Here is a 24,404-nt window from a genome sequence, read left to right on the forward strand (position 1 = left end):
GGAAGGTAAGGGGTTCATGCAGCGGCAGGGGCTGCGCCGGCTTTGACGCTGCGCGGCAGGCCCGCGCGCCACAGCGCGCCATGCAGGCTTTCGCCATCCAGCCAGGCGGCCACCTTGGCGCGCAGGCGCAGCAGGGCCTCGATGTCCAGGCCCGTGTCGATGTCCATGGTGTCCAGCATGAAGGCCAGGTCTTCGGTGGAGGCATTGCCGCTGGCGCCGGGCGCATGGGGGCAGCCACCGATGCCGGCCAGCGTGGCGTCAAAGCGCGTGACGCCGGTCTGCAGGGCCGCATGCACATTGGCCAGCGCCAGGCCGCGCGTGTCGTGGAAGTGGCCGCACCAAAAGCGTTCGCCCGCAATGCGCCGCGCCTGCTCGAACAGCGATTGCACCTGGCCCGGCCCGCCATGGCCCACGGTGTCGGCCATGCTGACGCGGTCGGCCCCCGCGTCCAGCAGCGCCTGCATGCAGCGCAGCACCTCGGCCGGTTCCACCCGGCCCTGCAGCGTGCAGCCGAAGGCCGTGCCAATGCCGCCCTCGATCAGCATCGTCGAACCTGCCGCATCGCGTGCGGCACGCATGCGGGCCACCTCGGCCACGACCTCATCGGGCGTCTTGCGCAGGTTGGCCAGGCTGTGGGCATGGCTGGCCGACAGCGGCACCAGCATCAGGTCGGCCCCGCTGGCAAGGGCGCTTTCGGCTCCGCGCAGATTGGGCACCAGCACGGAGACGAACAGGCCCGGCAGCGTTCGGGCATAGGCCACCAGCTCGCCCGTGTCGGCCAGTTGCGGCAGCAGGCGTGCGGGGACAAAGGAGCCGACTTCGATCTCGCGCTGGCCGGCAGCGTAGGCGTCGCGTATCCATTCCTTCTTGCGCTCGGTGGACAGCACGGTCTGGATGCTTTGCAGGCCATCGCGCAGGCCGACCTCGCGGATGACGGCGGACTGCGGGGCACGGATGGGTTCTGGCATGGGAAGGTTCGCGTGGGGTGGTTTGTCTTGAATGGCACTTTAGACATTCCCACCAGCGTGCAGAAGCGATAATTTTTCGCCTTAGAGTTTCCCAAATGGAAATCCATAACCGCCATGAAAGACCTGGACCTGACCACCCTGCGGCTCTTTGTCGCGGCCTGCGATCTGGGCAACATTGCCCGCGCGGGCGAGCAGCAGCACATCGGCTCATCGGCCATCAGCAAGCGCATGGCGCTGTTGGAAGAGCAGGTGCAGGCCCCGCTGCTGGAGCGCCACCGCCGGGGCGTGGTGCCCACGGCAGCCGGGCTGATGCTGCTGGAGCATGCACGCGCCATGCTGGCCAGCGCCGACCGCGCGGCCCGCGACATGGCGGCCTACCAGCATGGCGTGAAGGGACAGGTGCGGATACTGGCCTCGGTCTCGTCGATTGCCGAGTCGCTGCCCGATGACATTGCGGCCTTTCTGCAAAAGCCCGAGCACGCGCAGATCCGCGTGGACATCGAGGAGCTGACCAGCAGCGAAATCATCCGATCCATCCGCGAAGGCCTGGCCCTGATGGGCGTGTGCTGGAACGCGGCCGATCTGGAGGGCCTGCAGACCCTGCCCTACCGCTGCGACACCCTGGCCGTGGCCGTGCCGGCCGGCCACCCGCTGGCCTTGCGCGACAGCTGCAGCTTCAGCGAAACGCTGGATTGCGAGCATGTGGGCCTGCCCGCCTCCACGGCCGTCTACACCATGCTGGCGCGGGCGGCGGCCATCATCGGCCGGCCCCTCAATTACCGCGCCGTGGTCAGCTCCTTCGACGCCACGATCCGCTGCGTGCGCGCCGGCCTGGGCGTGGCCATCATGCCCAGGGAGATCCTGGGCATGGCGGGCTCCGGTCAGGGCGGGCAAGGTGTGCAAGGCGTGAACATGGTGCCGCTCACCGATGCCTGGGCGCGGCGGCAGTTCGCCATCTGCTTCAGGGACGGCAGCCGGCTATCGCCTGCGGCGCGCACGCTGGTGGACTATCTGGCCGGGTGCGCCCAGGCGGGCTGAGCCGGCCTTGGGAGTTATCACGATTAATTGAAGTTTGCGTGATACATCCGCTACAGGGTCCCTCCAACAATGGGACCCATGAACACCGCCCTCATCACCCCCCAACCGGCACAGCCCCAGGATGGCCAGCGCATCCACCCGCTGTGGCTGCGCCTGACGCATTGGCTCAATGCGCTGGCCGTGGTCATCCTGGTGACCAGTGGCTGGCGCATCTACAACGCGGCGCCGTTCTTTGATTTCAGCTTTCCGGGCTCCATCACGCTGGGCGGCTGGCTGGGCGGGGCGCTGCAATGGCATTTCGCGGCCATGTGGCTGCTGGTGTTCAACGGATTGCTGTACCTGCTGCTGAACATCGCCAGCGGCCGGTGGCTGCGCAAGTTCTTTCCCATCACGGTGCAGGGCGTGCGGCAGGACCTGGTGTCCGCCCTCAAGGGCCGGCTCTCGCATGCCGACCCGGCCCGCTACAACCATGTGCAAAAGCTGGCCTACCTGTTCGTGGTGCTGGACCTGGTGGTGATCGTGCTGTCGGGCCTGGTGCTCTGGAAGTCGGTGCAGTTCCCGCTGCTGCGCGAGCTGCTGGGCGGCTATGAGTCCGCAAGGCGCGTGCACTTCTTCGGCATGGCTGCGCTGGTCGCCTTTGTGGTGGTGCACCTGGCAATGGTCGCCCTGGTGCCCCGGACCTTCCTGACCATGATCCACGGCCGTGCGCCCAAGACACCATGAAAATCTTCAAAGCCCCTTCCCTGCCCGGCGTCGATGGCGAGGCCGTGGTGCGCGAGGCACGCTCGCTGATCGTCCGCAAGCTCGACCAGCCCGCACGCCGCGCCTTTTTGCAGCGATCGCTCACGCTGGGCGGCCTGTCCCTGCTCACGGGCTGCAGCATCAGCGATGACAGCCACGTCGAGGCCGCGCTCAATCAGGTATCGCGCTTCAACGATCGCGTGCAGGGCCTGCTGTTCAGCCCCACGCGGCTGGCGCCCACCTATTCTGCAGCCGAGATCACGCGCCCCTTCCCCTTCAATGCCTACTACGGCGAGGACGAGGTGCGCGAGGTGGATGGGGCCAGCTGGCGCCTGGAGGTGACCGGCATGGTCGCCGACCGCCATGCCTGGAGCCTGGCCGAGCTGCGCGCCATGCCGCAGGACGAACAGATCACGCGCCATATCTGCGTGGAGGGCTGGAGCGCCATAGGCCGCTGGGGCGGCGTGCGTTTCGCCGATTTCCTGCGCCACATAGGCGCCGACACCAGTGCCAAGTACGTCGGCTTCAAGTGCGTTGACGACTACTTCACCAGCATCGACATGGCCACGGCCCTGCATCCGCAGACGCTGATGGCATTGACTTACGACGGGCAGCCCCTGCCGCCCAAATATGGCTTCCCGATGAAGCTTCGCATGCCCACCAAGCTGGGCTACAAGAACCCGAAGCACGTCCAGGCCATGTTCGTCACCAACACCTACTCCGGCGGCTACTGGGAAGACCAGGGCTACAACTGGTTCGGAGGCAGCTGAGCGGCCTCACAAGCCGCTGTGCCGCCAACGAAGGTGCGAGGCCGGGCCATGCAAGACCGGCCGCTTGTGCAACCTGCAAACCGCTAATCCAAAGGAAGACTCAAATGACCAAGTTCACCACCACCGTGCTCGCCGCCTGCCTCGCCCTGGCCGGCGCCACCTCGGCATTCGCTGCGGATGAGATGTCCAAGGACGGCATGTCCAAGGGCGCAATGACCAAGGATTCCATGTCCAAGGATGGGATGAAGAAGGACTCCATGTCCAAGGACGGGATGAAGAAGGATTCCATGTCCAAGGATGGAATGAAGAAGGACTCCATGCACAAGGATGGCATGTCCAAGGACGCAATGAAGAAGGACTCCATGGGCAAGGACGGAATGTCCAAGTAAGCCGGGGGACCCGCCTGTCCCGGCCGATGCCGCCCGGGCGGCCGGGCTGGCGGGGCTGCCGGCCATGGGACCAGGCGCAAAGCCGGGTCCTTTCTGTGCACCCCCCATGCCCGCTCCGAGGCAAGAGCGGGCTGGCAGACCTCAGCGGCGCTGGGGTGGGCGCTGGCCCGGGGCGCCGCCGGAGCGTTGCTCAATATGACGGAACGTGAGACGGCCCTTGTTCAGGTCATAGGGCGACATCTCGAGCGTGACCTTGTCGCCGGCCAGCACGCGGATGCGGTGCTTGCGCATTTTTCCGCCGGTATAGGCGATGAGCTGGTGGCCGTTTTCCAGCGTTACGCGGAAGCGGGAATCAGGCAGCACTTCGTCTACCCGGCCTTGCATTTCGATCAGTTCTTCTTTAGCCAATGGGACTCCTGTGAGTACATGTTGAAAGGGGTGCGTCGCCGCAAGTTGCCGGTGCAGCACCATGCTGCGGCCTTGGTGCCAGCGCAGGATGACCGCTGCACACAGGCAGCGGATCATCGGAAAAAAGGGAAAGAGGCCCCTGCAGGTGGCAGGGAGAGTGCAGGCCCGGGGAAGGGTGTTGGACCCGCGTGGTGCTCGCCGATGGGAGTGACAGTTGCGGACTTCGTCACAGTGGGCGGCCAACGGCAGTCCGGGGACTGCAAGAATGTCAGACGGGCACTGAGGAGGCGAACAACAAGGACAGCACCTCCAGCAGTATAGGTCAATTGCCGGACCCGCGTTGAAGCGGCTCCGGGTACCGCACCTGTACGGGGCGGCATTTTCCCTGTCGCGACTGGGACAATTCGCAGTCGAACCGGAGGAAGTGCACTGTCTTGCTGGTTGTCGCGGCATCGAAGCGGCCGCCGTCGGCCTGCCTCATGCCTTTCACCTATCCCAGCTTGGGCAGCAGGTTGAACAGCAGCACCATCAGCAGGCCCACAAAGGACACGATGGACTGCACCACGGTAATGGTCTTGGTGGCCTCGCCCATGCTCATGCCGAAGGACTCCTTCACCATCCAGAAGCCCGCGTGGTTGGCATAGTTGAAGAACAGCGAGCCGCAGCCGATGGCCAGCGCCAGCAGCGGCACGTTCAGCGAAGGATCGGAGGCCGCCAGCGGCGCCAGCAGGCCAGCCGCGCCGACGATGCCCACGGTGGCCGAGCCGGTGGACACCGACAGCAGCATGGCGATCATCCAGCCCAGCACCAGCGGAGGCAGGGCGAACTGCTGGGTCATGTGGACGATGGCATCGCCCACCTTGGCGCTGGTCAGGATCTGCTGGAAGGCACCGCCGCCCGCAATGATGAGCATGATGCCTGCGATGGGCTTGAGGCTCTGGCCCAGCGCGTCGCGCAGCTTCTCTGCATCGGCGCCGCGCAGATAGCCCAGGGTGATGGAGGCAAACACCACGCCCAGCAGCATGGCCACCAGCGGATTGCCCAGGAAGGCCGCCGCATGCAGCAGGCCCGAATCCTTGGGCAGCAGCACCTCGGCCAGCGCATGCACCAGCATCAGCAGCGCGGGCAGCAAGGCGCACAGCACGCCCATGCCGATGCTGGGCGCACTGCCCTCCCCGCCGCCTTCCTTCTTGCCCGATGTGAACTGCTCCAGCAGGGCTGCATCGGGGCGCGTGCTCATGCGCGGCGTGATGAAGGCGCCGTACAGCGGGCCGCCCAGCACCATGGCGGGAATCACGGCCAGAAAGCCGTACAGCATGGTCGGGCCGACCGTGGTATGCAGCGTGGCGATGGCGGTGAGCGGGCCCGGGTGCGGCGGCACCATGCCGTGCATGGCGGCCAGCGCGGCGATCACGGGCACGCCCACATAGACATAGGCCGATCCCTTGAAGCGCTCATTGCTTTCCAGCTTGCGCGCCACGCTGAAGATCAGCGGCAGCATGACCACCAGCCCCACCTCGAAGAACATGGGAATGCCGATCACGAAGGCCACCAGGGTCATGGCCCAGGGAATCATGCGCTCGGACGTGCGCTGCAGGATGGCACTGGCCAGCCGCTCGGTGGTGCCGGAGTCCGCCAGGATCTTGCCCAGCATGGCGCCCAGGGCAATCACCACGCCCACGGCGCCCAGCGTCTTGCCGGCCCCGTTGGTGAGGTTCTTGACGATCTCGCCCGGCGCCATGCCGGTGGCAAAGCCCACGCCAATGGAAACCACCAGCAGCGCCAGCAGGGGATGAAGACGGATGCGCGAGACGATCAGCGCGACGAGGACAAGCACGCTCATCAGGGCGATGAGCAGCAGCTGGGTATCGAATGAAGACATAGGAGGCTTGGAGTTGTGTTTTTATGATGGACGCCCGCACGCTGGGATGCATGCGGTTTCCAATCGCTACAAATCCTATGCCTGACCCCGAAGGGGACCTGTAGGCTCCAGGCTTGTTCGCAGGAGACTGGCTCAGAGCCGTGCCTCCCATTCCACTACTGCAAGACCAATGAACAACCTCGGCTCCGCTGGCACTCTCGAAGTCTTTGTCAGAGCCCCCATCCAGCCGGAATTTGTGGATTTGGTAGCAGATGCGCGCGCAGCCATCGGCAGCGCCCTCGGCGAGGCGCTGGACAGCCTCTATCTGTATGGCAGCGTGGCGCGCGGCTGCGCAAGGGCGGGCTTCTCGGACCTGGACCTGACGATCGTGCTGGCCCGCCCCCTCTCCAGGCAGGAGAGCGCCAGGCTGGAGCAGCTGCGCCAGGACCTCCAACTACGTCACACAGAAGTCGTGAAGATCGACTTCGACCTGGGCACTCGGCAGGAGGTGCTGGACCCTGCCCATCTCTACAGCTGGGGCTACTGGCTCAAGCATGAGTGCCGCTGCATCCATGGAGAAGACCTGGCGCGGCAGTTTGAGGCGTTCGAGCCGTCCAGGGCGATTGCACAGGCCGTCAATGGCGACTACGTGCGGGTGCTGAACGACTACCTGCAGCGCATTGCCGCGACCCCGAACGACATGGAGGCCCTGCGCCTGCAACGCGAAGCCGCACGCAAGCTGATCCGGGCCACCAATGTGCTGCGCCCCTGCTCAGGGGGGTTCTGGCCGCGCACGCTGGAGGAGTTCGCCGGATGTTTTTCAAAGCGCCACCCGGAATTGGCAGAGTCCATCGATTTCTTCCTGATCCAGGCCAGGGCACCGTGTATGCCCAAAACACTCTTCAGTGCCCGGCTTTCCAGCTTTCTGGAATGGTTGCACCGGCAGCAGCCGTTGCTGGCATCGGAGCTGGATCCATCGGTCCCGTGAAGGCCGGACGGCAGGCATTTCCTATTCCGTGAACGACACCCCGATGGAGCCCAGCGGTCCAAAGTCCGCATGGATGGTGTCGCCGGCAGCGATCGCCGTGGGCCGAGTGAAGGAGCCCGCCAGGAGGATGTGCCCGGCCTCCAGCGTGATGCCATGGCCCGCGAGCTTGTTGGCCAGCCAGACGATGCCCAAGGCGGGATGGCCCATGACGGCAGCCGAGACACCTGACTCCTCAATCACGCCGTTCTTGGACAGGGTGGCGGCCACCCAGCGCAGATCGATGTCCATGGGGCGCACAATGCGCCCTCCCGTGACCATGGCGGCGGCTGCGGCGTTGTCCGCGATGGTGTCGCAGATGCTGCGCGGCACCTCGGTGCGGTAGTCGATGATCTCAAGCGCAGGCGTCACATAGGCCGTGGCGTCCAGCACGTCATAGACCGTCACCGGCCTGCCGCCCGGCTGGGTGCCACCCAAGGACTTGCCCAGGACAAAGGCAAGCTCCACCTCCAGGCGGGGCCGGTGGAATTGCGAAGCGCATATCCGGGCGCCATCCGCATGGACCATGTGATCCAGCAGAACGCCGTAGTCCGGCTCATTCATGCCGGAAGCCATCTGCATGGCGCGCGAGGTCAGGCCGATCTTGTGGCCCACGATGCGCGCGCCAGCCTTGACCTTGGCCTGCGCCCACAGTTGCTGCACGGCGTAGGCATCGGCTATCTCCATGGCCGGCCAGGTCCGGCTGACCTGGGAGATGGGCTGGCGGCTCTGTTCGGCCTGCAGCAGCGCATGGGCCGCGTCCTGGCGTTCGGTGGCATCGATCATTTCCGGGCTTTCCTCAGTGAGTGTCTGTGCAGCGCTCCAGCACGGTGAGCGTCGGGCGCTCCCCGCCGGCCTTGCCGGTGATCGGGGGCTTGGGCAGCCGAGCCTCCCCTGGCTCGATCACGAAATGGTGGTCCAGCGTGTACCAGGCGCCATGCACGTCGTCGGCTGGAGGGGTCTCGCCCGAGTGAAGAACGTACTGTCCGATCAGCGCCCGCGTCACGCCGAACTGCACATCAGTCTCCAGGTGCGGATCGTCACTGGAATACACCTGGGCAAACTGCGTCTTGAAGCCGGGCTTGTAGATCATGAAGTGGATGTGGGCCGGGCGCATGTTGTGCCGGCCCTGTGCGCGCAACAGGGCGCCCACCGGGCCGCTCAAGGGGATGGGATAGCCCACGGGCTTGATGGTGCGAAAGGTGATGCACCCTGCGGCATCGGTCCTGAACTTGCCGCGCAGGTTCATGTCGGCCTGCTCCGGGTCCTGGTTCTCATAGAAGCCCTCGGACGACGCATGCCATACATCGACTTCGGCATCCGGCACGGGCCGACCCTGCCGGTCGCGCACCCAGGCGTTCACGAACACGGGCATGCCCGGCGTGGGAGAGCGGACGATGGAGCCGCCGTTTTCCATGGGCGGAGAATCCATGCGCCAGAACGGCCCCATCAGGTTGGCCGTGGTTTCCGTCTGGCCGTTGTCCCCGTTGTTGAGCAGGCAGACCAGGGCGGAGACGCCCAGCGAGCCGGCAATGAGCACCACCTCGTTGTGCGAGGCCGTGGTCAGTTGCCCCAGCCGGGCGATGAGGGCGCAGGCCTGGTGGAATTCCGCCTCCGACAGGCGGGCGTCCCGTATGAAGCCGTGCAGATGGGTGACTGCGGCGGTCATGATCTCCTTGAAGCGGGGATCGCTTGACTGCTGCAATTGCTCCAGCACGGCGGCCGTCACGTCGCTCTGCTTTTCGATGATCATGGCAACTTTCTCCATTTTCTAGTCCAGCCTGACGCCAGACGATTTCATGAGTTCGGCATATGCGGCCCTGCCCTGCCTGAGCGAGGCCGCCAGGGCGTCCGGGCTTGCGCCCAGCGGTCTCATGCCGTTGGGCGCAAGCACCGTGGCCGCAATCTCCTGCCGGACGATGACAGCGGCGGCTGCATTGATTTTGCGCACCACGGCTGGCGGCGTGCCCGCAGGCGCCATGAGGATGAAATTGACTTGCGGGTCGAGCCGCGCAAAGCCTGCTTCGGCCAGGGTGGGAACATCCGGCAGCAAGGGGCTGCGCGATGGACCCGTGACGGCCAGCGGCCTCATGGCACCGCTTTTCAAATACTGAAGCGCCGGCCCGCCAATGCCGCCCAGCACCAGTTGGACCTGGTTGGCCAGAACATCACGGATGGCGTCGGGATAGCCCTTGTAGGGCACATGCACCAGTTCGATGGCGGCCATCCGGGAAAACGCATCCATGGCCAGGTGGACGATGTTCCCCGTGCCGAACGAGCCATAGTTCAGCGTGCCCGGCCTGGCCCTGGCCAGGGCCACCAGTTCAGCGATGCTGGCAGCGGGCACCTGCCTCGCGCTGGACAGCACCATCTGCAACTGCGCAAGATCCGCGACCGGCGCGAAATCCTCCAGCGAATAGGGCAGCTTGCGGAACAGATGCGGGTTGAGCGTGAAGACGCCGTCGTCGCACAGCAGCAGGGTGTAGCCATCGGCGGGGGCCTTGGCCACGAGGCTGGCCGCGATGATCTGGTTGCCCCCGGGCCGGTTGTCGACCAGCACCGGCTGCTTCCACCGGGCGCTCAACTGCTGGGCCACGCTGCGCGCGAGAACGTCGGAGATGCTCCCTGCGGAGTAGGCCAGGACCAGGGTGACAGGCCTGTCCGGAAAGGCCTGCGCCACGCCGCACAGCGGCACCAGCGCGCAGGCCCAGGCACCGATGATCCGCGCGATCCGCGTGATGAGTGAATGCATGGCCTGTCTCCTCCTGAATGCGTCGTGGCTGCGATGGCAGGGGTTGTGCAAACCATTCTCGAGTGCCCTCCCCATACTGTCCAATACCGAATCAGCGATCGGCCATACCATTCAGGTATCTCCAAAAAAGGGAATGGCCATGGATCTGCGGCATATGCGTTACTTCCTCGCCCTGGCACAGGAGCAAAGCGTCAGCCGTGCGGCCGAGCGGCTGCACATGGCGCAGCCGCCCCTGTCGCGGCAGATGCGCCAGATGGAGGAGGACCTCGGTGTGGAACTGTTCGTGCGCACATCCCGGGGCATAGAGCTGACCGAGGCTGCGCACTCCCTTTTGCGCGATGTTCCGAACATCCTGGAACTGGCCCGGCTGGCCCGCGAACGTGCGCTGCGGGCAGGAAAGGGGCTGCTGGGTGATCTGGACATCGGCATCTTCGGCTCGGGGGTGCTGAGCGTCATCCCGCGCCTGATCGGGAGCTTTCACACGCAGCGGCCCGAGGTCCGCATCCGGCTTCACAACCTGACCAAGGGCGAGCAGATCCAGGCCTTGCGGGAACACCGGATCCAGGTGGGCTTTCACCGGCTGCCCCCTGCCGAGCCCTACCTGGCCGTGTGCCTGGTGCTGCGCGAGCCCATGTACGTGGGCATGCATGAAGGCCATCCGCTCAGCACACGCGCCGGGATTTCCATTCGCGACCTGGAGCGCCAGCCCATGATCCTGTACCCGAACACGCCGCTGGCGGGACTGGCGCAGGAGGTGATGGCAGCGTTTCGCCGCGAAAAAGTGCAGATCGAGGTCATGCAGGAGGTGGAGGACGTCACCACTTGCATCGCCCTGGTCAGCGCAGGCCTGGGGCTGTGCATCACGCCCGAATCGGGAACCATGCTGAGATTGCCGGGCGTCGTCTTCCGCCCGCTGCGCTCGCGCTTCCTCAAGGACATCGAGCTGAGCTGCGTCCACCGGCGGGACGACACGTCTCCCATCCTGGCAGCATTCATGGAGGTGGTCAGGGACTACCCGGGCAGCGCCTGAACTGCCACAAAAGCTTCAAACCTTCGTCACCTCCCTGTCACGCGCAGCGGGTGCAATGTAAACGTTTTCAAGAAATCGTTTACATCCATGAGCATCACCGAGGTCGCACGCCGCGCGGGCCTGTCCGTCGCCACCGTTTCGCGGGTTTTCAATTCGCCGGAGGTGGTCAATGCGCAAACGCGCAGCACGGTGCTGCGCGTGGCGCAGGAAGTGGGCTACGTGGCCAATGCCAGCGCACGCACGCTGCGCACGCGCAGCAGCAAGGTGCTGGGCGTGGTGCTGCCCACGCTCACCAATCCGGTGTTTGCCGAGTGCCTGCAGGGCATTGCCTCGCAGGCGGCGCTGCGCGGCTATGCGATTTCGCCCTGCACCACCGAATACGACCACGCCGGTGAAGACGCGGCCACCACGCGGCTGCTGGCCAGCGGGGTGGATGCGCTGGTGCTGGTGGTCTCCAACCCTGGCGATTCGGCGGCGCTGGCGCGTGTGCGCCAGGCCGGCAAGCCCTATGTGCTGGCCTATCACCACACCCATGAGCATGCCTGCGTGGGCGTGGACAACACGGGCGCCGTCAGGGAGCTGGTGCTGCGCCTGGCTGCGGCAGGCCACAGCCGCATCGGCATGGTCACGGGCCAGTTGCGCGCGTCCGACCGCGCCCAGCAGCGCTGCCGTGGCTATGCGCTGGGCATGCAGGCCGCAGGCCTGTCGCCGCTGCCGGTCTGGGAGGTGCCCTTTGCCGCCACCGCCGTGCAGATGCTGCAGCAGCACCTGAGCGAGCAGGCGCCGCCCACGGCCATTGTCTGCAGCAACGATCTGCTGGCGATACGCACCATCCGCGCGGCATCGCTGGCCGGGTTCTCCGTGCCTGCGGACCTCAGCGTGGTCGGCTTTGACGGGATTGCCATGGCGGGCGATCTCACGCCTTCGCTGGCCTCGATTTCCCAGCCCAACCACGAGATCGGCTCGGCCTGCGTGCGCCTGCTGTGCGATGCGCTGGCGGGCAAGAAAACCCTGGCCGCGCAGGACAGCCTGTGCCTGCCGCATGGCTGGCGCAGCGGCGAGTCCTGCCGGCTCTGAAACCAACAACAGCGGCCCGCGCAAGCCAAGGCCGCGCCCCTCCCCTTCCCCACGCTCCCCCACCTCTTCGAGTACGCACCATGAAACTGACTGCCCTCCCCTTCAAGCTCTCCTTCAAGCCCTCCATCAAGCACCTTGCCCTGCTGGCCGCCACCACCGCCGTCTGCGGCACGGCGCTGGCCCAGAGCGCCATCTGCTACAACTGCCCGCCCGAATGGGCCGACTGGGGCACGCAGATCAAGGCCATCAAGGCCGATACCGGCATCACCGTGCCGCCCGACAACAAGAACTCCGGCCAGTCGCTGGCCCAGCTGGTGGCCGAGAAGGCCAGCCCCGTCGCCGATGTGACCTACCTGGGCGTGACCTTCGCCATCCAGGCGCAGAAAGACGGCGTGGTCGCCGCCTACAAGCCCGCCCACTGGGACCAGGTTCCCGCCGGCCTCAAGGACCCCAAGGGCGAGTGGGTGACCATCCACTCGGGCACGCTGGGCTTCATGGTCAACAAGGCGGCGCTGGGCGGCAAGCCCGTGCCGCAGTCCTGGGCAGACCTGCTCAAGCCCGAGTACAAGGGCCTGGTGGGCTACCTGGACCCGGCCTCGGCCTTCGTGGGCTATGTGGGCGCCGTGGCCGTGAACCAGGCCATGGGCGGCACGCTGGACAACTTCCAGCCGGCCATCGACTACTTCAAGAAGCTGCAGAAGAACGAGCCCATCGTGCCCAAGCAGACCTCGTATGCGCGCCTGCTGTCGGGCGAGATCGGCATCCTGCTGGACTACGACTTCAACGCCTACCGCGCCCGCTACAAGGACAAGGCCGACGTGGACTTCGTGATCCCCAAGGAAGGCACCGTGGTCATGCCCTATGTGATGAGCCTGGTGAACAAGGCGCCGCACACGGACAACGGCAAGAAGGTGCTGGACTATGTGCTGTCCGACAAGGGCCAGTCCATCTGGGCCAACGCCTACCTGCGCCCGGTGCGCGACGTGGCCCTGCCCAAGGAAGTGGCCGGCCATTTCCTGCCCGCCAGCGAGTACGCACGCGCCACCTCGGTGGACTACCAGAAGATGGCCGATGTGCAAAAGGGCTTCTCCACGCGCTACCTGCGTGAAGTGCGTTGAGCCGGGCGGACTGCATCGTGGGCATTCCCTCCCAAGCGCCGGGCGACTGGCGCGCCCGCGCGCTGCTGCTGGCCTGCAGCGCGCCGGCCGTGGCCTTCTTCGCGGCGTTCTGGCTGCTGCCGGCCGGCCTGCTGCTGGCGCTGCCGGCGCGTGAAGGCTGGCGCACCTATTTCGCCACCCTGACCGACGCGCTGTACCTGCAAAGCCTGCTGCAGACGCTGGCCCTGTCGCTGGCCGTGACCGTGGCCACGCTGCTGACCGGCGCGGTGATGGGCATTGCGCTGGCGCGCCACCGCTTCACGGGGCGCGGCCTGCTGCTGTCGCTGCTGACGCTGCCGCTGTCGTTTCCGGGCGTGATCATCGGCTTTTTCATCATCCTGCTGGGCGGGCGCCAGGGCGCGCTGGCCGATCTGTCGGTGGCCCTGGGCAGCGAGCGGATCACCTTCGCCTACGGGCTGCTGGGCCTGTTCCTGGGCTACCTGTACTTTTCGCTGCCGCGCGCCATTGCCTCCTACACGGCAGCGGCCGAGGCGCTGGACCCGCACCTGGAGGAGGCCGCGCGCTCGCTGGGCGGCAACGGCTGGCGCGTGGCGCGCGATGTGTGGTGGCCGCAGCTGCTGCCCACCACGCTGGCCTGCGGCGCCATCGTGTTCGCCACGTCGGTCGGCGCCTTCGGCACGGCCTTCACGCTGTCGAGCAAGTTCGAGGTGCTGCCCATCACCATCTACAACGAGTTCACCAACTACGCCAACTTCGCCCTGGCCGCCAGCCTGTCGATCAGCCTGGGGCTGATCACCTGGCTGGTGCTGTGGCTGTCGCGGCGCTGGGCGGGTCCGGCCGCCACAGGAGTCTGACCATGCGGACCACACAAAAAAATAGCCCCCACGCTGCCCTTGCAGCGCAAGGTCCGCGGCCCCCCGAAGGGGCCGCTTTTTGCCTTGGGGCGGCCCGGCGGCCAAAAATGCCGCCGCTGATGTGGCTGGTGACGGCCACCGTCACCGTGTTCATGCTGGCGCCCATGCTGCTGTCGGTGCTGGCCGGGCTGGTGCAGAACTACGGCCAGGGCCTGTCCAGCGGATTGACCACGCGCTGGCTGGCCGAGGTCTGGGCCGGCTACGGCAATACCGTGCTGATGTCGCTGCTGCTGGCCTGCGCCTGCGTGGCCATGACCTTGGTGCTGGGCGTGCCCTGCGCCTATGCGCTGGCGCGCAGCCGCTCGCCCTGGGCCCGGCATTTCGAGGAACTGCTGACCCTGCCCGTGGCCATTCCGGGCCTGGCCAGCGCCCTGGCCCTGCTGCTGGCCTATGGCAGCGTGGCCGCCTTCCGCCAGAGCTTTGCCTTCATCCTGGTGGGCCATGTGGTGTTCACCCTGCCCTTCATGGTGCGCATGGTGGGCTCGGCACTGCGCCGCCAGGAGCTGGTGGCGCTGGAGGAGGCTGCGCGCAGCCTGGGCGCCTCGTTCGCGCAGCGCTTCCTGGGCGTGCTGGTGCCTGCCGTGCTGCCCGCCATCGTGGCCGCCTGCCTGATGGTGTTCACCCTGTCCATGGGCGAGTTCAACCTGACCTGGATGCTGCATACGCCGCTGACGCGCACCCTGCCCGTGGGCCTGGCCGACAGCTATGCGTCCATGCGCATCGAGGTGGGCTCGGCCTATACCCTCATCTTCCTCATCGTCATCCTGCCCGTGATGTGGCTGCTGCAGGCGCTGGGGCATTTCATCGAGAAGCATTATGGAAAGTAACAGCGTCGCCATCGACATCCGGCAATGCGCCAAGACCTATGCCGACGGAACGCGCGGCCTGCAGGCCACCGACCTGCGCGTGGAGCCCGGCGAGGTGCTGGCCCTGCTGGGACCCTCGGGCTGCGGCAAGACCACGCTGCTGCGCATCATCGCGGGGCTGGAGACGCCGGATGCGGGCAGCCGCATCGCCTTCGGCGACGCCGACGTCACCCGCGTGCCCATAGAAAAGCGCCAGGTGGGCATGGTGTTCCAGCACTACGCGCTGTTCCCGCAGATGAGCGTGCAGGCCAACATTGGCTACGGCCTGCGCATACGCGGCGCGTCCGAGCAGGAGCAGCGCCGCGTGGTGGGCGAACTGGTGGACCTGGTGCGCCTGAACGGCCTGGAGCACAAGCGCCCGGCCGAACTGTCCGGCGGCCAGCGCCAGCGCGTGGCCCTGGCCCGCGCCGTGGCATCGCGCCCGCGCGTGCTGCTGCTGGACGAGCCGCTGACCGCGCTGGACGCCAAGCTCAAGGAAACCCTGCGTGACGAGCTGGCCCAGCTGCTGCGCCAGCTGCGCATCACCGCCGTCCACGTCACGCACGACCAGCAGGAGGCCATGGCCATTGCCGACCGCATGGCCGTCATGCAGGCAGGCCGCATCCTGCAGGTGGGCGACGGTGAGAGCCTGTACCGCCGACCGGCCCATCCCTTTGTCGCCACCTTCCTGGGGCGCGTGAACCAGGTCGAACGCAGCGAAGACGATGCGCGCAGCAACCGGCTGGCGCTGGCCGGCATGGAACTGGCCTGCCCGGCCGAATGCACGGGCGCGGCCCGGCTGCTGCTGCGCCCTGAAGACATCGAGGTCTGCGCCGCCGGCACGCCGGGCGCCGTGCCCGCATCCGTGGCGCGCCGCGTCTTCCTGGGCGACCGCCTGCAGCTCACGCTGGAGCTGGCGGGCCACACGCCGCTGATGGCCGACGTGGCCCGCGACCACGCCGCGCAATCGGGCGACCGCGTGGCCTTGCGCATCGCCCCCCACCAATGGATGCCCAACCATGCCCACGCCTGAAACCCTGCGCCCCTCCATGACCACCTTCCTGGCCCAGCTCACCGACCTGCATATCCGCGAACCCGGCCGCCTGACCTACCGCCGCATCGATACCGCCCGGTACCTGGAAAGCAGCGTGCAAAGCGTGCTCGCCCTGCCCCAGCCACCGCATGCCCTGGTGATCACCGGCGACCTGACCGACTTCGGCCGGCCCGCCGAATACGCCCACCTGCGCAGCCTGCTGGCGCCGCTGGGCACGCTTCCCATCTACCTGCTGCCCGGCAACCACGACGACCGCGACGCGCTGCGCACCGCCTTTCCCGAGCTCACCTGGCTGCGCAGCGAAGGCTTCATCCAGTACGCCGTGGACATCGGCGATCTGCGGCTGATCGCGCTGGACACCGTGGTGCCCGGCCACAGCGAGGGCGCGTTGTGCGAGGAACGCCTGCAATGGCTGGAGCTGCAACTGGCCGCCAGCGAAGGCCGCCCCGTGGTCATCGCCATGCACCACCCGCCCTTCGAGACCCTGATAGGCCACATGGACAAGATCGGCCTGCTGCAGGGTGCCCAGGCGCTGGAAGACCTGGTGCGCCGCCACCCCAACGTGCAGCGCGTCATCTGCGGCCACCTGCACCGCAGCATCCAGGTCGCCTTTGGCGGCACGGTGGCCATGACCTCGCCTGCGCCCGCCCACCAGGTCTGCCTGGACCTGGCGCCCGACGCCGCATCGGCCTGGACGCTGGAGCCGCCCGGCTTCATGCTGCACGCCCTGCCGCCTGGCGGCCGACTGGTCAGCCATGCCGTGGCCAGCGGCCAGTTTGACGGCCCACACCCGTTCTGGGATGCGCAGGGGCGGCTGATCGACTGAGCCCGGACGCGCGCGGCCCTGGTGAAAGCCGACGAGAATATCCGCCATGGATATCAACAACATCAAGGGCCGCCTGGACTTCCTGCGCGAGGCGGAAAAGCTCAAGAGCGTGCTGCGCAGCGCCCACACCTCCACCGGCCGCACCGAAAGCACGGCCGAGCACAGCTGGCGCCTGTGCCTGATGGCCATCGCCTTCGAGGACCAATTCGCACAGCTGGACATGCTCAAGCTGCTCAAGCTGTGCGTGATCCACGACCTGGGCGAGGCCATCCACGGCGACATCCCCGCCGTGGAAAAGAACCAGCACCCCGACAAGAGCGCGCAGGAAAAGGCCGACCTGCTGCACCTGACCCGCTCGCTGCAGCCCGGGCACCGCGACGCCATCATGGCCCTGTGGCAGGAGTACGAAGACGCCGCCACGCCCGAGGCCCGCGCCGTCAAGGCCCTGGACAAGCTGGAGACCATCCTGCAGCACAACCAGGGGATCAATCCGCAGGATTTCGACTACGGCTTCAACCTGGGCTACGGCAGGAAGTACACGGGCGCCGATCCTCTGTTCGCCCAGGTGCGCAGCCTGCTCGACGAGGACACGCGCCAGAAAATGGGCGCCGCCGCGCAGGACGCCAGCGCGACCTAGCTGCGCCAGCGTCCCTGTGGCCGCGTCAGCGGCCCGCGCCGACCCGCTGGCGCCGCCCCAGCCCCCTCCATCCAATGGCTGCGGCCAGCAGGCTCAGGACCACAAGGGCTGTGTGCTGCAGCGTCGGCACGGGGGTCACCTGGCCACCGCCGGGGAAAGCCGCCACCGTATTGATGGACGCGGAAGCCATGCACGGCACCGTTCCCACGACCTGCCCTGCTTGCATGCACTGCACCGACGGGTCCCCGGCATCCACGGTGGCCACATTGGTAATGGTTGCGGGCGCCGGGTTGGACACGCTGGCCATCACGGTGAACACCAGCGAGTCTCCTGCCGCGAACACGGGCACCGTGACCGCCAGCGATCCGGAGCCTGACGCCACGGGACATGGCGTGCTGGCGCCGGGCGTACAGGTCCAGGTGGCGCGCTCCAGGCCGGCAGGCAGGCTGTCGGCAATCTGCGCCTGGGTGGCGGCCACGGTCCCCATATTCCTGACGGTGATGGTGTAGCGCACCTCCTGCCCCGCCTGCACCTGGCCTGCGGGCGAGATGCTGTGGGTCAACGACAGGGCAGGATGCACGGCCTCCCTGTGCCAGGACATGACGTTCTGGTTTTGCACGGGCGCCCCGGTCCACGCAACGGACACGCCGTTGTCGGGCATCTCATAGGTCCCCAGACAGGTGTCGCTCTCACCCGAATGGCTGACGTGCTGGGATGTTTCCGAAAACAGGGAAGCGCACATCGCGTTGTTCACGGCCGCCACCTGTTCCGTGGCCATTTCAAACCGGCTCAGCATATCCACATCATTGGGAGATCCACCCGGGCCAACGCCATTGATGGAGCGGTGCGGATTGTTTCCCGTCAGCCAGCGTTGAAGGTGGATTCTGTTTCTCACGATATTGGACCCACTGTCCGTGGAAACCCTGAAAATGAATGCGCGCACATCCGGATCGGCACTGCTGTAGGTGGTCAATCCGTCCGAGAAACCATAGGAAGTCACCAGCGCCCTTATTTCGCTCTCGTCCAGGTCGGGCTGCAAGGGTGCGGCCGTTTCAAACCAGCCGGCCAGGCGGGCGGTCCTCGGAAAATCCTGGCATGAGCCGTGAGGCCCCAGGGGACAAGCCGTGCGATCCTGGAAATCCGAGTAGGAGGTTCTCATCTCCCCGAAGTAACGCGTCACTTGCGCGCTGGCGGGTGGGCAGGCCGAGATTGCTGCACCGGCCATCAAGGCAGCCATGAGGGCGTGATTTTTCATAGAACTCCCAGCGATAGATAGATTTGAGCTATCAAGTTATCACTGGCATTGAACCTTAAAAATCACCAATCCCAAAAATTCACCATTCAATGACAAATATTTGCAATACCGCCATTGGAATGGAACTCCAAGTTGCCGTCCTGCCTACTTTTCAACGGAGAGCGCCGATGAATGCGAAACTCCATAACGACCGATCTGCCGTCCAATATCCATTTGGATGGGATCGCACAATACCCCATTTGAATCAAATCTATTGCGACAAACGTTTCAAACAGTAAATAACAATGAGGAATGGGGGTAGATCCGACCCTGGAACACCGAGGACGGCTCCCTCACCGATCCACAGGCAGCGCCAGCGTCTCCTTGACCTCTTCCATCACCACATAGCTGTGCGACTCGGCCGGCACGGGCAGTTTCTTGAGGATGTCGCCCAGCAGGCGGCGGTACTCGCGCATGCCGCCCAGGCGGGCCTTGACCAGGTAGTCGAAGCTGCCCGAGACCAGGAAGCACTCCAGCACGTCGGGCACGTGCAGCAGTTCCTGGCGCACCTTGTCGAAGACCTCGCCCGACTTGGACGACAGCTTGATCTCCACGAACACCAGCAGCGTCTTGCCCAGCGCCTCGGGCGACAGATGGGCGTGGTAGCCGGTGATCACGCCATCACGCTCCAGGCGGCGCACGCGCTCCGAACAGGGCGTGGCCGAGAGGCTGACCTGCTCGGCCAGTTCGGTCATGGAGATGCGGCCGTCGCGCTGCAGGATGTCGAGGATCTTGCGGTCGGTGCGGTCGAGCACGCGGTTTTCACTTCTGGCGGCCATGGCGGTGCTTCCCGGGGATGATCAATCACTGGAGAGTATCAATATTTCAGTGATTTCCACTGCCTCATCGTCAATAGACTTTGATTTCATCTTGTTGACCTGGCGGTAAATCCCATGAAAGTCCTTGTTCTTGGCGGCGGTGTCATCGGCGTGACCAGTGCGTACTACCTGGCGCGGGCCGGTGCCGAGGTCACGGTGCTGGACCGGCAGGATGCGCCCGCGTCCGAAACCAGCTTTGCCAACGCGGGCCAGGTCTCGCCCGGCTACTCCACGCCCTGGGCGGCGCCCGGCATTCCGCTCAAGGCCCTGAAGTGGATGCTGCAGGAACACGCGCCGCTGGCCGTGCGCCTGGACGGCAGCCTGTTCCAGCTGCGCTGGATGGCGCAGATGCTGCGCAACTGCTCTGCCCAGCGCTACGCCGTCAACAAGGAACGCATGATGCGCGTGGCCGAGTACAGCCGCAGCTGCCTGCAGCAGCTGCGCGCCGACACCGGCATCGCCTACGAGCAGCGCACGGGCGGAACGCTGCAGCTGTTCCGCACCCAGGCCCAGCTGGACGCCGTGGGGCGCGATGTGGCCGTGCTGGGCGAATGCGCCGTGCCCTACGAACTGCTGGACCGCGACCAGCTGGCCCAGGTGGAACCCGCGCTGGCCCAGGCGCGCGACCGGCTGACCGGCGGCCTGCGCCTGCCCAAGGACGAGACCGGCGACTGCCACCGCTTCACCAATGAATTGGCCCGCATCGCCACCGGCCTGGGCGTGGAGTTGCGCTTCAACCAGAACGTGGATGGCCTGGTCGTCGAAGGCGGCCGCATTGCCGGCGTGCGCGTGAATGGCGAACTGCTGACCGCCGACCGCTACGTGATGGCCTTCGGCAGCTACTCGCGCCAGGCGCTGGAGCCGCTGGGGCTGGACCTGCCCGTCTACCCCGTCAAGGGCTATTCGCTCACCGTGCCGCTGGGCAACCCGGCGCTGGCGCCGCAGTCCACGGTGCTGGACGAGACCTACAAGATTGCCGTCACCCGCTTTGACGACCGCATCCGCGTGGGCGGCATGGCCGAGCTGGGCGGCTTCGACCTGCGCCTGGACCCGCGCCGCCGCGCCACGCTGGAGCTGGTGGTCAACGACCTTTTCCCGGGCGGCGATGTGGCGCGCGCCAGCTTCTGGACCGGGCTGCGGCCCATGACGCCGGACGGCACGCCCATCATCGGCGCCACGCGCTACTCCAACCTGTTCCTGAACACCGGCCACGGCACGCTGGGCTGGACCATGGCCTGCGGCTCGGGCCGCCTGATCGCCGACCTGATCACCGGCCGCAGCCCGGAAATCAGCACCGACGGCCTGGCGCTGGACCGCTACACGCACCGGCCGGCCCGGCACCTGGGGGGCAGCTCCACGCCCGTCTCTGCCTGAGCGCAAGACACCTTGAACATCTGAAGCCAGCCTGCCCCGGCCCTGCTTTACGGGCCGCTACCCCAGCGTCAGGTCCCGCAGCGCGGACATCAGCGGCGACCAATGGGCCTTGGGGTGGCTGATGAGGAGCCAGCTGCGGCGCGTGCGCAGCTCGGGGATGGGCAGGGACTGCAGGCGCTCGGGGTTGCTGCGCAGCACATGGCTGGGCACGTAGCACAGCAGGTCGGTCTGGCCCACGATGTCGATGGTGGCCTCGGTGTTGTGCTGGATCTCCAGGGCCACGGTGGGCGCGCCCAGGCCCTGGGCCGCGAAGGCCTCGTCCACAACCTTGCGCACGGCGGCGCCCGGTGCCGGCAAGGCCCAGGAGTAGCCCTGCAAATGCCCGAACCTCAGGCCCTGCTCCAGCGCCAGCTGGAACAGCGGGTGGCGCGGCCGTGCGGCGGCCCATAGCTCGTCCTCGCCGATGACCACCTGGGCGCAGCGCGTGGCATGGCCCGGGTAGGACGGCACCACGGCCAGGTCCAGGCTGCCGTCGAGCAGCGCGCGCTCCAGGTCGTCGGACTTGCCCACGGTCAGCCGCACGCGCAGGCCGGGGCGGCGGCGCAGCAGCTCGGCCACGGCGCGGGTAGCGCGGCTTTCCGAGGTGGCCTGCGTGAAGCCCAGGCGGATCAGGCCCACATGCTGGGCCTGGATGTCGCTGGCGGCGCGCATCGTCTCCTCATGCCGCAGCACCAGTCGGCGCGCGGGCTCCATGAACAGCTGGCCGCTGCTGGTCAGCGCCACGCCATGCGTTCCGCGCGTGAACAGGGCCGCTCCCACGCCCTGCTCCACGCGGCGCACGATCTTGGAGACGGCCGGCTGGGTCAGTTGCAGGGCAGCGGCCGCACGCCCGAAATGGCCATGCTCGGCCACGGCCAGAAAGCAGGCCAGCTCGTTATAGGCAAATCCCGTCATGCCATTCCTTGTCAACGAAGAAAAACGAGAAAGCTTGCCACCTTGCCGAGCAAAGCCATTCCAGATGTGCATCGATTTTCGCTGGTTTGGTTATCACCAAGACAGGGCTTGTGGCTAGAGTTTTGGCATGGAAACTTTTTGAGCCACATCATGAACCCACCAAACATCGTGCTCATCGTCGCGGACAACCTGGGCTGGGGCGAGCTGGGCTGCTACGGTGGCGGTGCGCTGCGCGGCGCGCCCACTCCGCGCATCGACCAGCTGGCCGCCGAGGGACTGCTGCTGCAGAACTTCAACGTGGAAAGCGACTGCGTGCCCACGCGCTCGGCCCTGATGACGGGGCGCCACCCCATCCGCACGGGTGCCCTGCAATCGGTGCCGGCCGGGCTGCCACAGGGCCTGACGCGCGGCGAGACCACGCTGGCCCAGCTGCTGTCCGCCCAGGGATATGCCACGGCGCATTTCGGCAAATGGCATCTGGGGGACATTCCAGGCCGTTATCCCTCGGACCGGGGTTTCGACGAGTGGTACGGCATTCCCCGCACCACGGACGAAAGCCAGTTCACCGCGACCACGGGCTACGACCCCCTGGTGGCGCCCCTGCCCCACATCATGGAAGGCCGCGCGGGCGCGCCCTCGGACGATGTCAAGGTCTATGACCTGGAATCGCGGCGCAACATCGATGCCGAGCTGGTGGAGCGCTCGCTGGACTTCATGCGCCGCAACCACGCCCGGGACCGCCGCTTCTTCCTGTACCTGCCCCTGGTGCACCTGCACTTTCCCACGCTGCCGCACGCGGATTTCGCGGGCCGCACCGGCCAGGGCGACTTTGCCGACTCCATGGTGGAGATGGACCACCGCGTGGGCCAGATCTCGGACGAGATCGACCGGCTCGGCCTGCGCGAGGACACCCTGTTCATCTTCTGCAGCGACAACGGCCCCGAGTTCCGCCAGCCCTACCGCGGCACGGCCGGCCCCTGGCGCGGCACCTACCACACGGCCATGGAGGGCAGCCTGCGCGTGCCCTTCATCGCACGCTGGCCGGGCCGCATCCAGGCCGGGCGCACCAGCAATGAAATCATGCACGTGACCGACATCTTCTCCACCCTGGCGGCGGTGGCGGGCGCTGCCGTGCCGCAGGACCGGCCCATCGACGGCCTGGACCAGACGGCCTTCCTGCTGGGCGAGCCCCGGTCCGCGCGCGAGGGCTTTCTCTTCTACATCAAGGACCAGCTGCGGGCCGCGAAGTGGCGCGACTGGAAGCTGCATTTCTACTGGGAGCCCGAGGTCAACGAGAGCAAGGGCAAGCTGGAGTCCCCCTACCTGTTCAACATCGTTCGCGACCCGAAGGAGGAGCATGACGTGCTGATCTTCAACACCTGGGTGCTCAACCCCATGCTGACCATGGTCCAGCGCTTCAACGAAAGCTGCAAGGCACACCCCAACACCGGGCCCGGCGCCCCCGACCAATGACCTGCGCACCCCTACCCGCCCCGCAGGCCAGCGGCCGCCTGCCGACCACCCGCCGCCATGCACTGCTCCCCCTGGCCGCCGCAGCCCTGCTGGCCCTTGCACTGCCCACGGCCCGCGCGGCCGATTCCCCGGCGCACGCGCCGCAGGGCAAGCCCATCACCTGGATCGTGGGCTTTGCGCCCGGCGGCAGCCTGGACGTGCTGACCCGCCATGTGGCCCGGCAACTGGAGGCCAGGGCCGGTGTCAGCGTGGTGGTGGAAAACCGGCCGGGCGCCTCGGGCGCGATCAGCCTGCAGGCGGCAGCGAAGGCACCTGCAGATGGCCTGACCCTGGTCTCCGTTCCCGGTCCGCAGCTGTCCGGCCCGCGCCAGCCCGAGGTGGGCCGCGAGCTGACCGCCGTGGCCGTGATGGCCCGGGGCGCCATGGTGCTGGTGGGCCCGGCCCCGGGTGCGGCCGGCAGCCTGGGCGAACTGGTAGCCGCCATGAAAGCCAAACCGGGCCAATGGAGCTACGCCAGTTCGGGCACGGGCACCTCCCAGCATCTGGCCGGCGAACTGCTCAACGCCCTGGCGGCCACCAGCATGGTGCATGTGCCGTACAAGGGCGGCGGGCAGGCCGTGACCGATGTGGTGGGCGGGCAGATCCCCCTGGCCATGCTGGGCGTGACGCCCGTGCTGCCGCACATCCAGTCGGGCCGGCTGAAGGCCTATGCCGTGACCAGCGCCACGCGCATAGACAGCCTGCCTGATGTACCGACCATGCGCGAGGCTGGCGTGCCCGGCTACGAGGCCACCCAGTGGTATGCCGTGGCCGTGCCCTCCGGCACGCCCCCCGAGCGGCTGGCCCAGCTCAACCAGTGGATCAACCAGGCCATACAGTCGCCCGAGCTGCGCCCCACGCTGCAGGCCGCCGGGGCCGTGGCCACGCCCATGTCCCTGCCCGAGATCCAGCGCTTCATGTCCCAGGACAACGCCAAGTGGAAGAAGCTGGCTGCAGACCGGCGCCTGGCGCTGGACTGACCCCACAGCGCCGGGCCACG

25 protein-coding genes are annotated in these 24,404 nt (G+C 66.9%); 16 read left to right on the top strand and 9 right to left on the bottom strand.

The annotated features are described in order from the left end of the window. Positions 1-14: 14 nt before the first annotated feature. Complete coding sequence (locus PO605_RS24600) at positions 15-968, bottom strand: hydroxymethylglutaryl-CoA lyase (RefSeq protein WP_272207016.1); 954 nt, start codon at positions 966-968, stop codon at positions 15-17. A gap of 114 nt (positions 969-1,082) precedes the next feature. On the opposite strand from PO605_RS24600, the gene PO605_RS24605 reads away from it, so the two are divergent. From PO605_RS24605 to PO605_RS24620, 4 genes are all read left to right on the top strand, one after another. Continuing rightward, positions 1,083-2,006, top strand: a complete 924-nt coding sequence (locus tag PO605_RS24605) for a LysR family transcriptional regulator (RefSeq protein ID WP_272207017.1) — start codon at positions 1,083-1,085, stop codon at positions 2,004-2,006. Positions 2,007-2,075: 69 nt separating this feature from the next. After that, positions 2,076-2,729 carry a cytochrome b/b6 domain-containing protein gene (locus tag PO605_RS24610; protein WP_026062850.1) on the top strand — a complete coding sequence of 218 codons (654 nt, stop codon included), beginning with the start codon at positions 2,076-2,078 and terminating at the stop codon, positions 2,727-2,729. Next, positions 2,726-3,517 carry a molybdopterin-dependent oxidoreductase gene (locus PO605_RS24615; RefSeq protein ID WP_272207018.1) on the top strand — a complete coding sequence of 264 codons (792 nt, stop codon included), beginning with the start codon at positions 2,726-2,728 and terminating at the stop codon, positions 3,515-3,517. Before PO605_RS24610 ends, PO605_RS24615 begins: the two co-directional genes overlap by 4 nt. 104 nt (positions 3,518-3,621) lie before the next feature. Continuing rightward, entirely contained in the window at positions 3,622-3,906 is a 285-nt protein-coding gene (locus PO605_RS24620) for a pentapeptide MXKDX repeat protein (protein WP_272207019.1), read from the top strand. A gap of 141 nt (positions 3,907-4,047) precedes the next feature. Here PO605_RS24620 and infA read toward each other — a convergent pair whose 3' ends face one another. Together infA and PO605_RS24630 are read right to left on the bottom strand one after the other, a co-directional pair. Then, positions 4,048-4,314 (bottom strand): translation initiation factor IF-1, encoded by a 267-nt coding sequence (gene infA / locus PO605_RS24625; protein WP_016448120.1) that lies wholly within the window; start codon positions 4,312-4,314, stop codon positions 4,048-4,050. Between the two features lie 490 nt (positions 4,315-4,804). Further along, entirely contained in the window at positions 4,805-6,196 is a 1,392-nt protein-coding gene (locus PO605_RS24630; protein WP_272207021.1) for a GntP family permease, read from the bottom strand. A 169-nt stretch (positions 6,197-6,365) separates the two neighbouring features. Here PO605_RS24630 and PO605_RS24635 point away from each other — a divergent pair, with 169 nt between their 5' ends. Then, entirely contained in the window at positions 6,366-7,163 is a 798-nt protein-coding gene (locus PO605_RS24635; RefSeq protein ID WP_047472776.1) for a nucleotidyltransferase domain-containing protein, read from the top strand. Positions 7,164-7,184: 21 nt separating this feature from the next. On the opposite strand, the gene hpaH is transcribed toward PO605_RS24635, so the two are convergent. The 3 genes from hpaH to PO605_RS24650 are packed head-to-tail and all read right to left on the bottom strand — an operon-like array spanning position 7,185 to position 9,951. After that, complete coding sequence (hpaH, locus tag PO605_RS24640) at positions 7,185-7,985, bottom strand: 2-oxo-hept-4-ene-1,7-dioate hydratase (RefSeq protein ID WP_047472775.1); 801 nt, start codon at positions 7,983-7,985, stop codon at positions 7,185-7,187. A 13-nt stretch (positions 7,986-7,998) separates the two neighbouring features. Next, positions 7,999-8,952, bottom strand: a complete 954-nt coding sequence (locus PO605_RS24645; protein ID WP_272207022.1) for a dioxygenase family protein — start codon at positions 8,950-8,952, stop codon at positions 7,999-8,001. An 18-nt stretch (positions 8,953-8,970) separates the two neighbouring features. Further along, complete coding sequence (locus tag PO605_RS24650) at positions 8,971-9,951, bottom strand: Bug family tripartite tricarboxylate transporter substrate binding protein (RefSeq protein ID WP_272207023.1); 981 nt, start codon at positions 9,949-9,951, stop codon at positions 8,971-8,973. 139 nt (positions 9,952-10,090) lie between these two features. Between PO605_RS24650 and PO605_RS24655 the strand changes: the two genes are divergently transcribed. From PO605_RS24655 to PO605_RS24690, 8 genes are all read left to right on the top strand, one after another. Beyond that, positions 10,091-10,981, top strand: coding sequence for a LysR substrate-binding domain-containing protein (locus PO605_RS24655; protein ID WP_272207024.1), 891 nt, complete (start codon positions 10,091-10,093; stop codon positions 10,979-10,981). 87 nt (positions 10,982-11,068) lie between these two features. Continuing rightward, entirely contained in the window at positions 11,069-12,058 is a 990-nt protein-coding gene (locus PO605_RS24660; protein WP_047472773.1) for a LacI family DNA-binding transcriptional regulator, read from the top strand. 80 nt (positions 12,059-12,138) lie between these two features. Then, complete coding sequence (locus tag PO605_RS24665) at positions 12,139-13,176, top strand: ABC transporter substrate-binding protein (RefSeq protein WP_047472772.1); 1,038 nt, start codon at positions 12,139-12,141, stop codon at positions 13,174-13,176. Next, on the top strand, positions 13,173-14,030 hold the full coding sequence (locus PO605_RS24670; protein ID WP_272207025.1) for an ABC transporter permease: 858 nt from the start codon (positions 13,173-13,175) through the stop codon (positions 14,028-14,030). The genes PO605_RS24665 and PO605_RS24670 overlap by 4 nt, the downstream gene beginning before the upstream one ends. Before the next feature lie 119 nt (positions 14,031-14,149). Beyond that, positions 14,150-14,917 carry an ABC transporter permease gene (locus PO605_RS24675; RefSeq protein WP_034347925.1) on the top strand — a complete coding sequence of 256 codons (768 nt, stop codon included), beginning with the start codon at positions 14,150-14,152 and terminating at the stop codon, positions 14,915-14,917. Beyond that, positions 14,907-15,968 (top strand): ABC transporter ATP-binding protein, encoded by a 1,062-nt coding sequence (locus PO605_RS24680; protein WP_047475199.1) that lies wholly within the window; start codon positions 14,907-14,909, stop codon positions 15,966-15,968. The genes PO605_RS24675 and PO605_RS24680 overlap by 11 nt, the downstream gene beginning before the upstream one ends. Continuing rightward, on the top strand, positions 15,955-16,815 hold the full coding sequence (locus tag PO605_RS24685; protein ID WP_047475198.1) for a phosphodiesterase: 861 nt from the start codon (positions 15,955-15,957) through the stop codon (positions 16,813-16,815). The genes PO605_RS24680 and PO605_RS24685 overlap by 14 nt, the downstream gene beginning before the upstream one ends. 46 nt (positions 16,816-16,861) lie before the next feature. Beyond that, positions 16,862-17,452 carry an HD domain-containing protein gene (locus PO605_RS24690; protein ID WP_016448132.1) on the top strand — a complete coding sequence of 197 codons (591 nt, stop codon included), beginning with the start codon at positions 16,862-16,864 and terminating at the stop codon, positions 17,450-17,452. 25 nt (positions 17,453-17,477) lie between these two features. On the opposite strand, the gene PO605_RS24695 is transcribed toward PO605_RS24690, so the two are convergent. Together PO605_RS24695 and PO605_RS24700 are read right to left on the bottom strand one after the other, a co-directional pair. After that, positions 17,478-18,707, bottom strand: a complete 1,230-nt coding sequence (locus PO605_RS24695; protein WP_047475196.1) for an IPTL-CTERM sorting domain-containing protein — start codon at positions 18,705-18,707, stop codon at positions 17,478-17,480. A gap of 332 nt (positions 18,708-19,039) precedes the next feature. After that, positions 19,040-19,525, bottom strand: coding sequence for a winged helix-turn-helix transcriptional regulator (locus PO605_RS24700; RefSeq protein ID WP_016448134.1), 486 nt, complete (start codon positions 19,523-19,525; stop codon positions 19,040-19,042). Between the two features lie 114 nt (positions 19,526-19,639). On the opposite strand from PO605_RS24700, the gene PO605_RS24705 reads away from it, so the two are divergent. After that, positions 19,640-20,938 (top strand): D-amino acid dehydrogenase, encoded by a 1,299-nt coding sequence (locus tag PO605_RS24705; RefSeq protein ID WP_272207026.1) that lies wholly within the window; start codon positions 19,640-19,642, stop codon positions 20,936-20,938. Between the two features lie 57 nt (positions 20,939-20,995). Here PO605_RS24705 and PO605_RS24710 read toward each other — a convergent pair whose 3' ends face one another. After that, the gene (locus PO605_RS24710; RefSeq protein ID WP_272207027.1) at positions 20,996-21,892 is read right to left on the bottom strand and encodes a LysR family transcriptional regulator; all 897 of its coding nucleotides are present in this window, start codon (positions 21,890-21,892) and stop codon (positions 20,996-20,998) included. A 150-nt stretch (positions 21,893-22,042) separates the two neighbouring features. Here PO605_RS24710 and PO605_RS24715 point away from each other — a divergent pair, with 150 nt between their 5' ends. Together PO605_RS24715 and PO605_RS24720 are read left to right on the top strand one after the other, a co-directional pair. After that, positions 22,043-23,365: an arylsulfatase gene (locus tag PO605_RS24715; protein ID WP_272207028.1), complete on the top strand. Its 1,323-nt coding sequence runs from the start codon at positions 22,043-22,045 to the stop codon at positions 23,363-23,365. Further along, entirely contained in the window at positions 23,362-24,384 is a 1,023-nt protein-coding gene (locus PO605_RS24720; RefSeq protein WP_272207029.1) for a tripartite tricarboxylate transporter substrate binding protein, read from the top strand. Before PO605_RS24715 ends, PO605_RS24720 begins: the two co-directional genes overlap by 4 nt. Positions 24,385-24,404: the final 20 nt, after the last annotated feature.

This window comes from Delftia sp. DT-2, from assembly GCF_028401915.1.
GTDB lineage: Bacteria > Pseudomonadota > Gammaproteobacteria > Burkholderiales > Burkholderiaceae_C > Comamonas > Comamonas tsuruhatensis.

Excerpts from the sequence above, each read along its gene's own strand:
- PO605_RS24635 (WP_047472776.1), top strand. The coding sequence starts at position 6,366 with ATGAACAACCTCGGCTCCGCTGGCACTCTCGAAGTCTTTGTCAGAGCC.
- PO605_RS24645 (WP_272207022.1), bottom strand. The coding sequence starts at position 8,952 with ATGATCATCGAAAAGCAGAGCGACGTGACGGCCGCCGTGCTGGAGCAA.
- hpaH (WP_047472775.1), bottom strand. The coding sequence starts at position 7,985 with ATGATCGATGCCACCGAACGCCAGGACGCGGCCCATGCGCTGCTGCAG.
- PO605_RS24605 (WP_272207017.1), top strand. The coding sequence starts at position 1,083 with ATGAAAGACCTGGACCTGACCACCCTGCGGCTCTTTGTCGCGGCCTGC.
- PO605_RS24630 (WP_272207021.1), bottom strand. The coding sequence starts at position 6,196 with ATGTCTTCATTCGATACCCAGCTGCTGCTCATCGCCCTGATGAGCGTG.
- PO605_RS24690 (WP_016448132.1), top strand. The coding sequence starts at position 16,862 with ATGGATATCAACAACATCAAGGGCCGCCTGGACTTCCTGCGCGAGGCG.
- PO605_RS24650 (WP_272207023.1), bottom strand. The coding sequence starts at position 9,951 with ATGCATTCACTCATCACGCGGATCGCGCGGATCATCGGTGCCTGGGCC.
- PO605_RS24660 (WP_047472773.1), top strand. The coding sequence starts at position 11,069 with ATGAGCATCACCGAGGTCGCACGCCGCGCGGGCCTGTCCGTCGCCACC.
- PO605_RS24710 (WP_272207027.1), bottom strand. The coding sequence starts at position 21,892 with ATGACGGGATTTGCCTATAACGAGCTGGCCTGCTTTCTGGCCGTGGCC.
- PO605_RS24600 (WP_272207016.1), bottom strand. The coding sequence starts at position 968 with ATGCCAGAACCCATCCGTGCCCCGCAGTCCGCCGTCATCCGCGAGGTC.
- PO605_RS24675 (WP_034347925.1), top strand. The coding sequence starts at position 14,150 with ATGTGGCTGGTGACGGCCACCGTCACCGTGTTCATGCTGGCGCCCATG.
- PO605_RS24655 (WP_272207024.1), top strand. The coding sequence starts at position 10,091 with ATGGATCTGCGGCATATGCGTTACTTCCTCGCCCTGGCACAGGAGCAA.
- PO605_RS24685 (WP_047475198.1), top strand. The coding sequence starts at position 15,955 with ATGCCCACGCCTGAAACCCTGCGCCCCTCCATGACCACCTTCCTGGCC.
- PO605_RS24700 (WP_016448134.1), bottom strand. The coding sequence starts at position 19,525 with ATGGCCGCCAGAAGTGAAAACCGCGTGCTCGACCGCACCGACCGCAAG.
- PO605_RS24680 (WP_047475199.1), top strand. The coding sequence starts at position 14,907 with ATGGAAAGTAACAGCGTCGCCATCGACATCCGGCAATGCGCCAAGACC.
- PO605_RS24705 (WP_272207026.1), top strand. The coding sequence starts at position 19,640 with ATGAAAGTCCTTGTTCTTGGCGGCGGTGTCATCGGCGTGACCAGTGCG.
- PO605_RS24620 (WP_272207019.1), top strand. The coding sequence starts at position 3,622 with ATGACCAAGTTCACCACCACCGTGCTCGCCGCCTGCCTCGCCCTGGCC.
- PO605_RS24715 (WP_272207028.1), top strand. The coding sequence starts at position 22,043 with ATGAACCCACCAAACATCGTGCTCATCGTCGCGGACAACCTGGGCTGG.
- PO605_RS24695 (WP_047475196.1), bottom strand. The coding sequence starts at position 18,707 with ATGAAAAATCACGCCCTCATGGCTGCCTTGATGGCCGGTGCAGCAATC.
- PO605_RS24610 (WP_026062850.1), top strand. The coding sequence starts at position 2,076 with ATGGGACCCATGAACACCGCCCTCATCACCCCCCAACCGGCACAGCCC.
- PO605_RS24615 (WP_272207018.1), top strand. The coding sequence starts at position 2,726 with ATGAAAATCTTCAAAGCCCCTTCCCTGCCCGGCGTCGATGGCGAGGCC.
- PO605_RS24720 (WP_272207029.1), top strand. The coding sequence starts at position 23,362 with ATGACCTGCGCACCCCTACCCGCCCCGCAGGCCAGCGGCCGCCTGCCG.
- PO605_RS24665 (WP_047472772.1), top strand. The coding sequence starts at position 12,139 with ATGAAACTGACTGCCCTCCCCTTCAAGCTCTCCTTCAAGCCCTCCATC.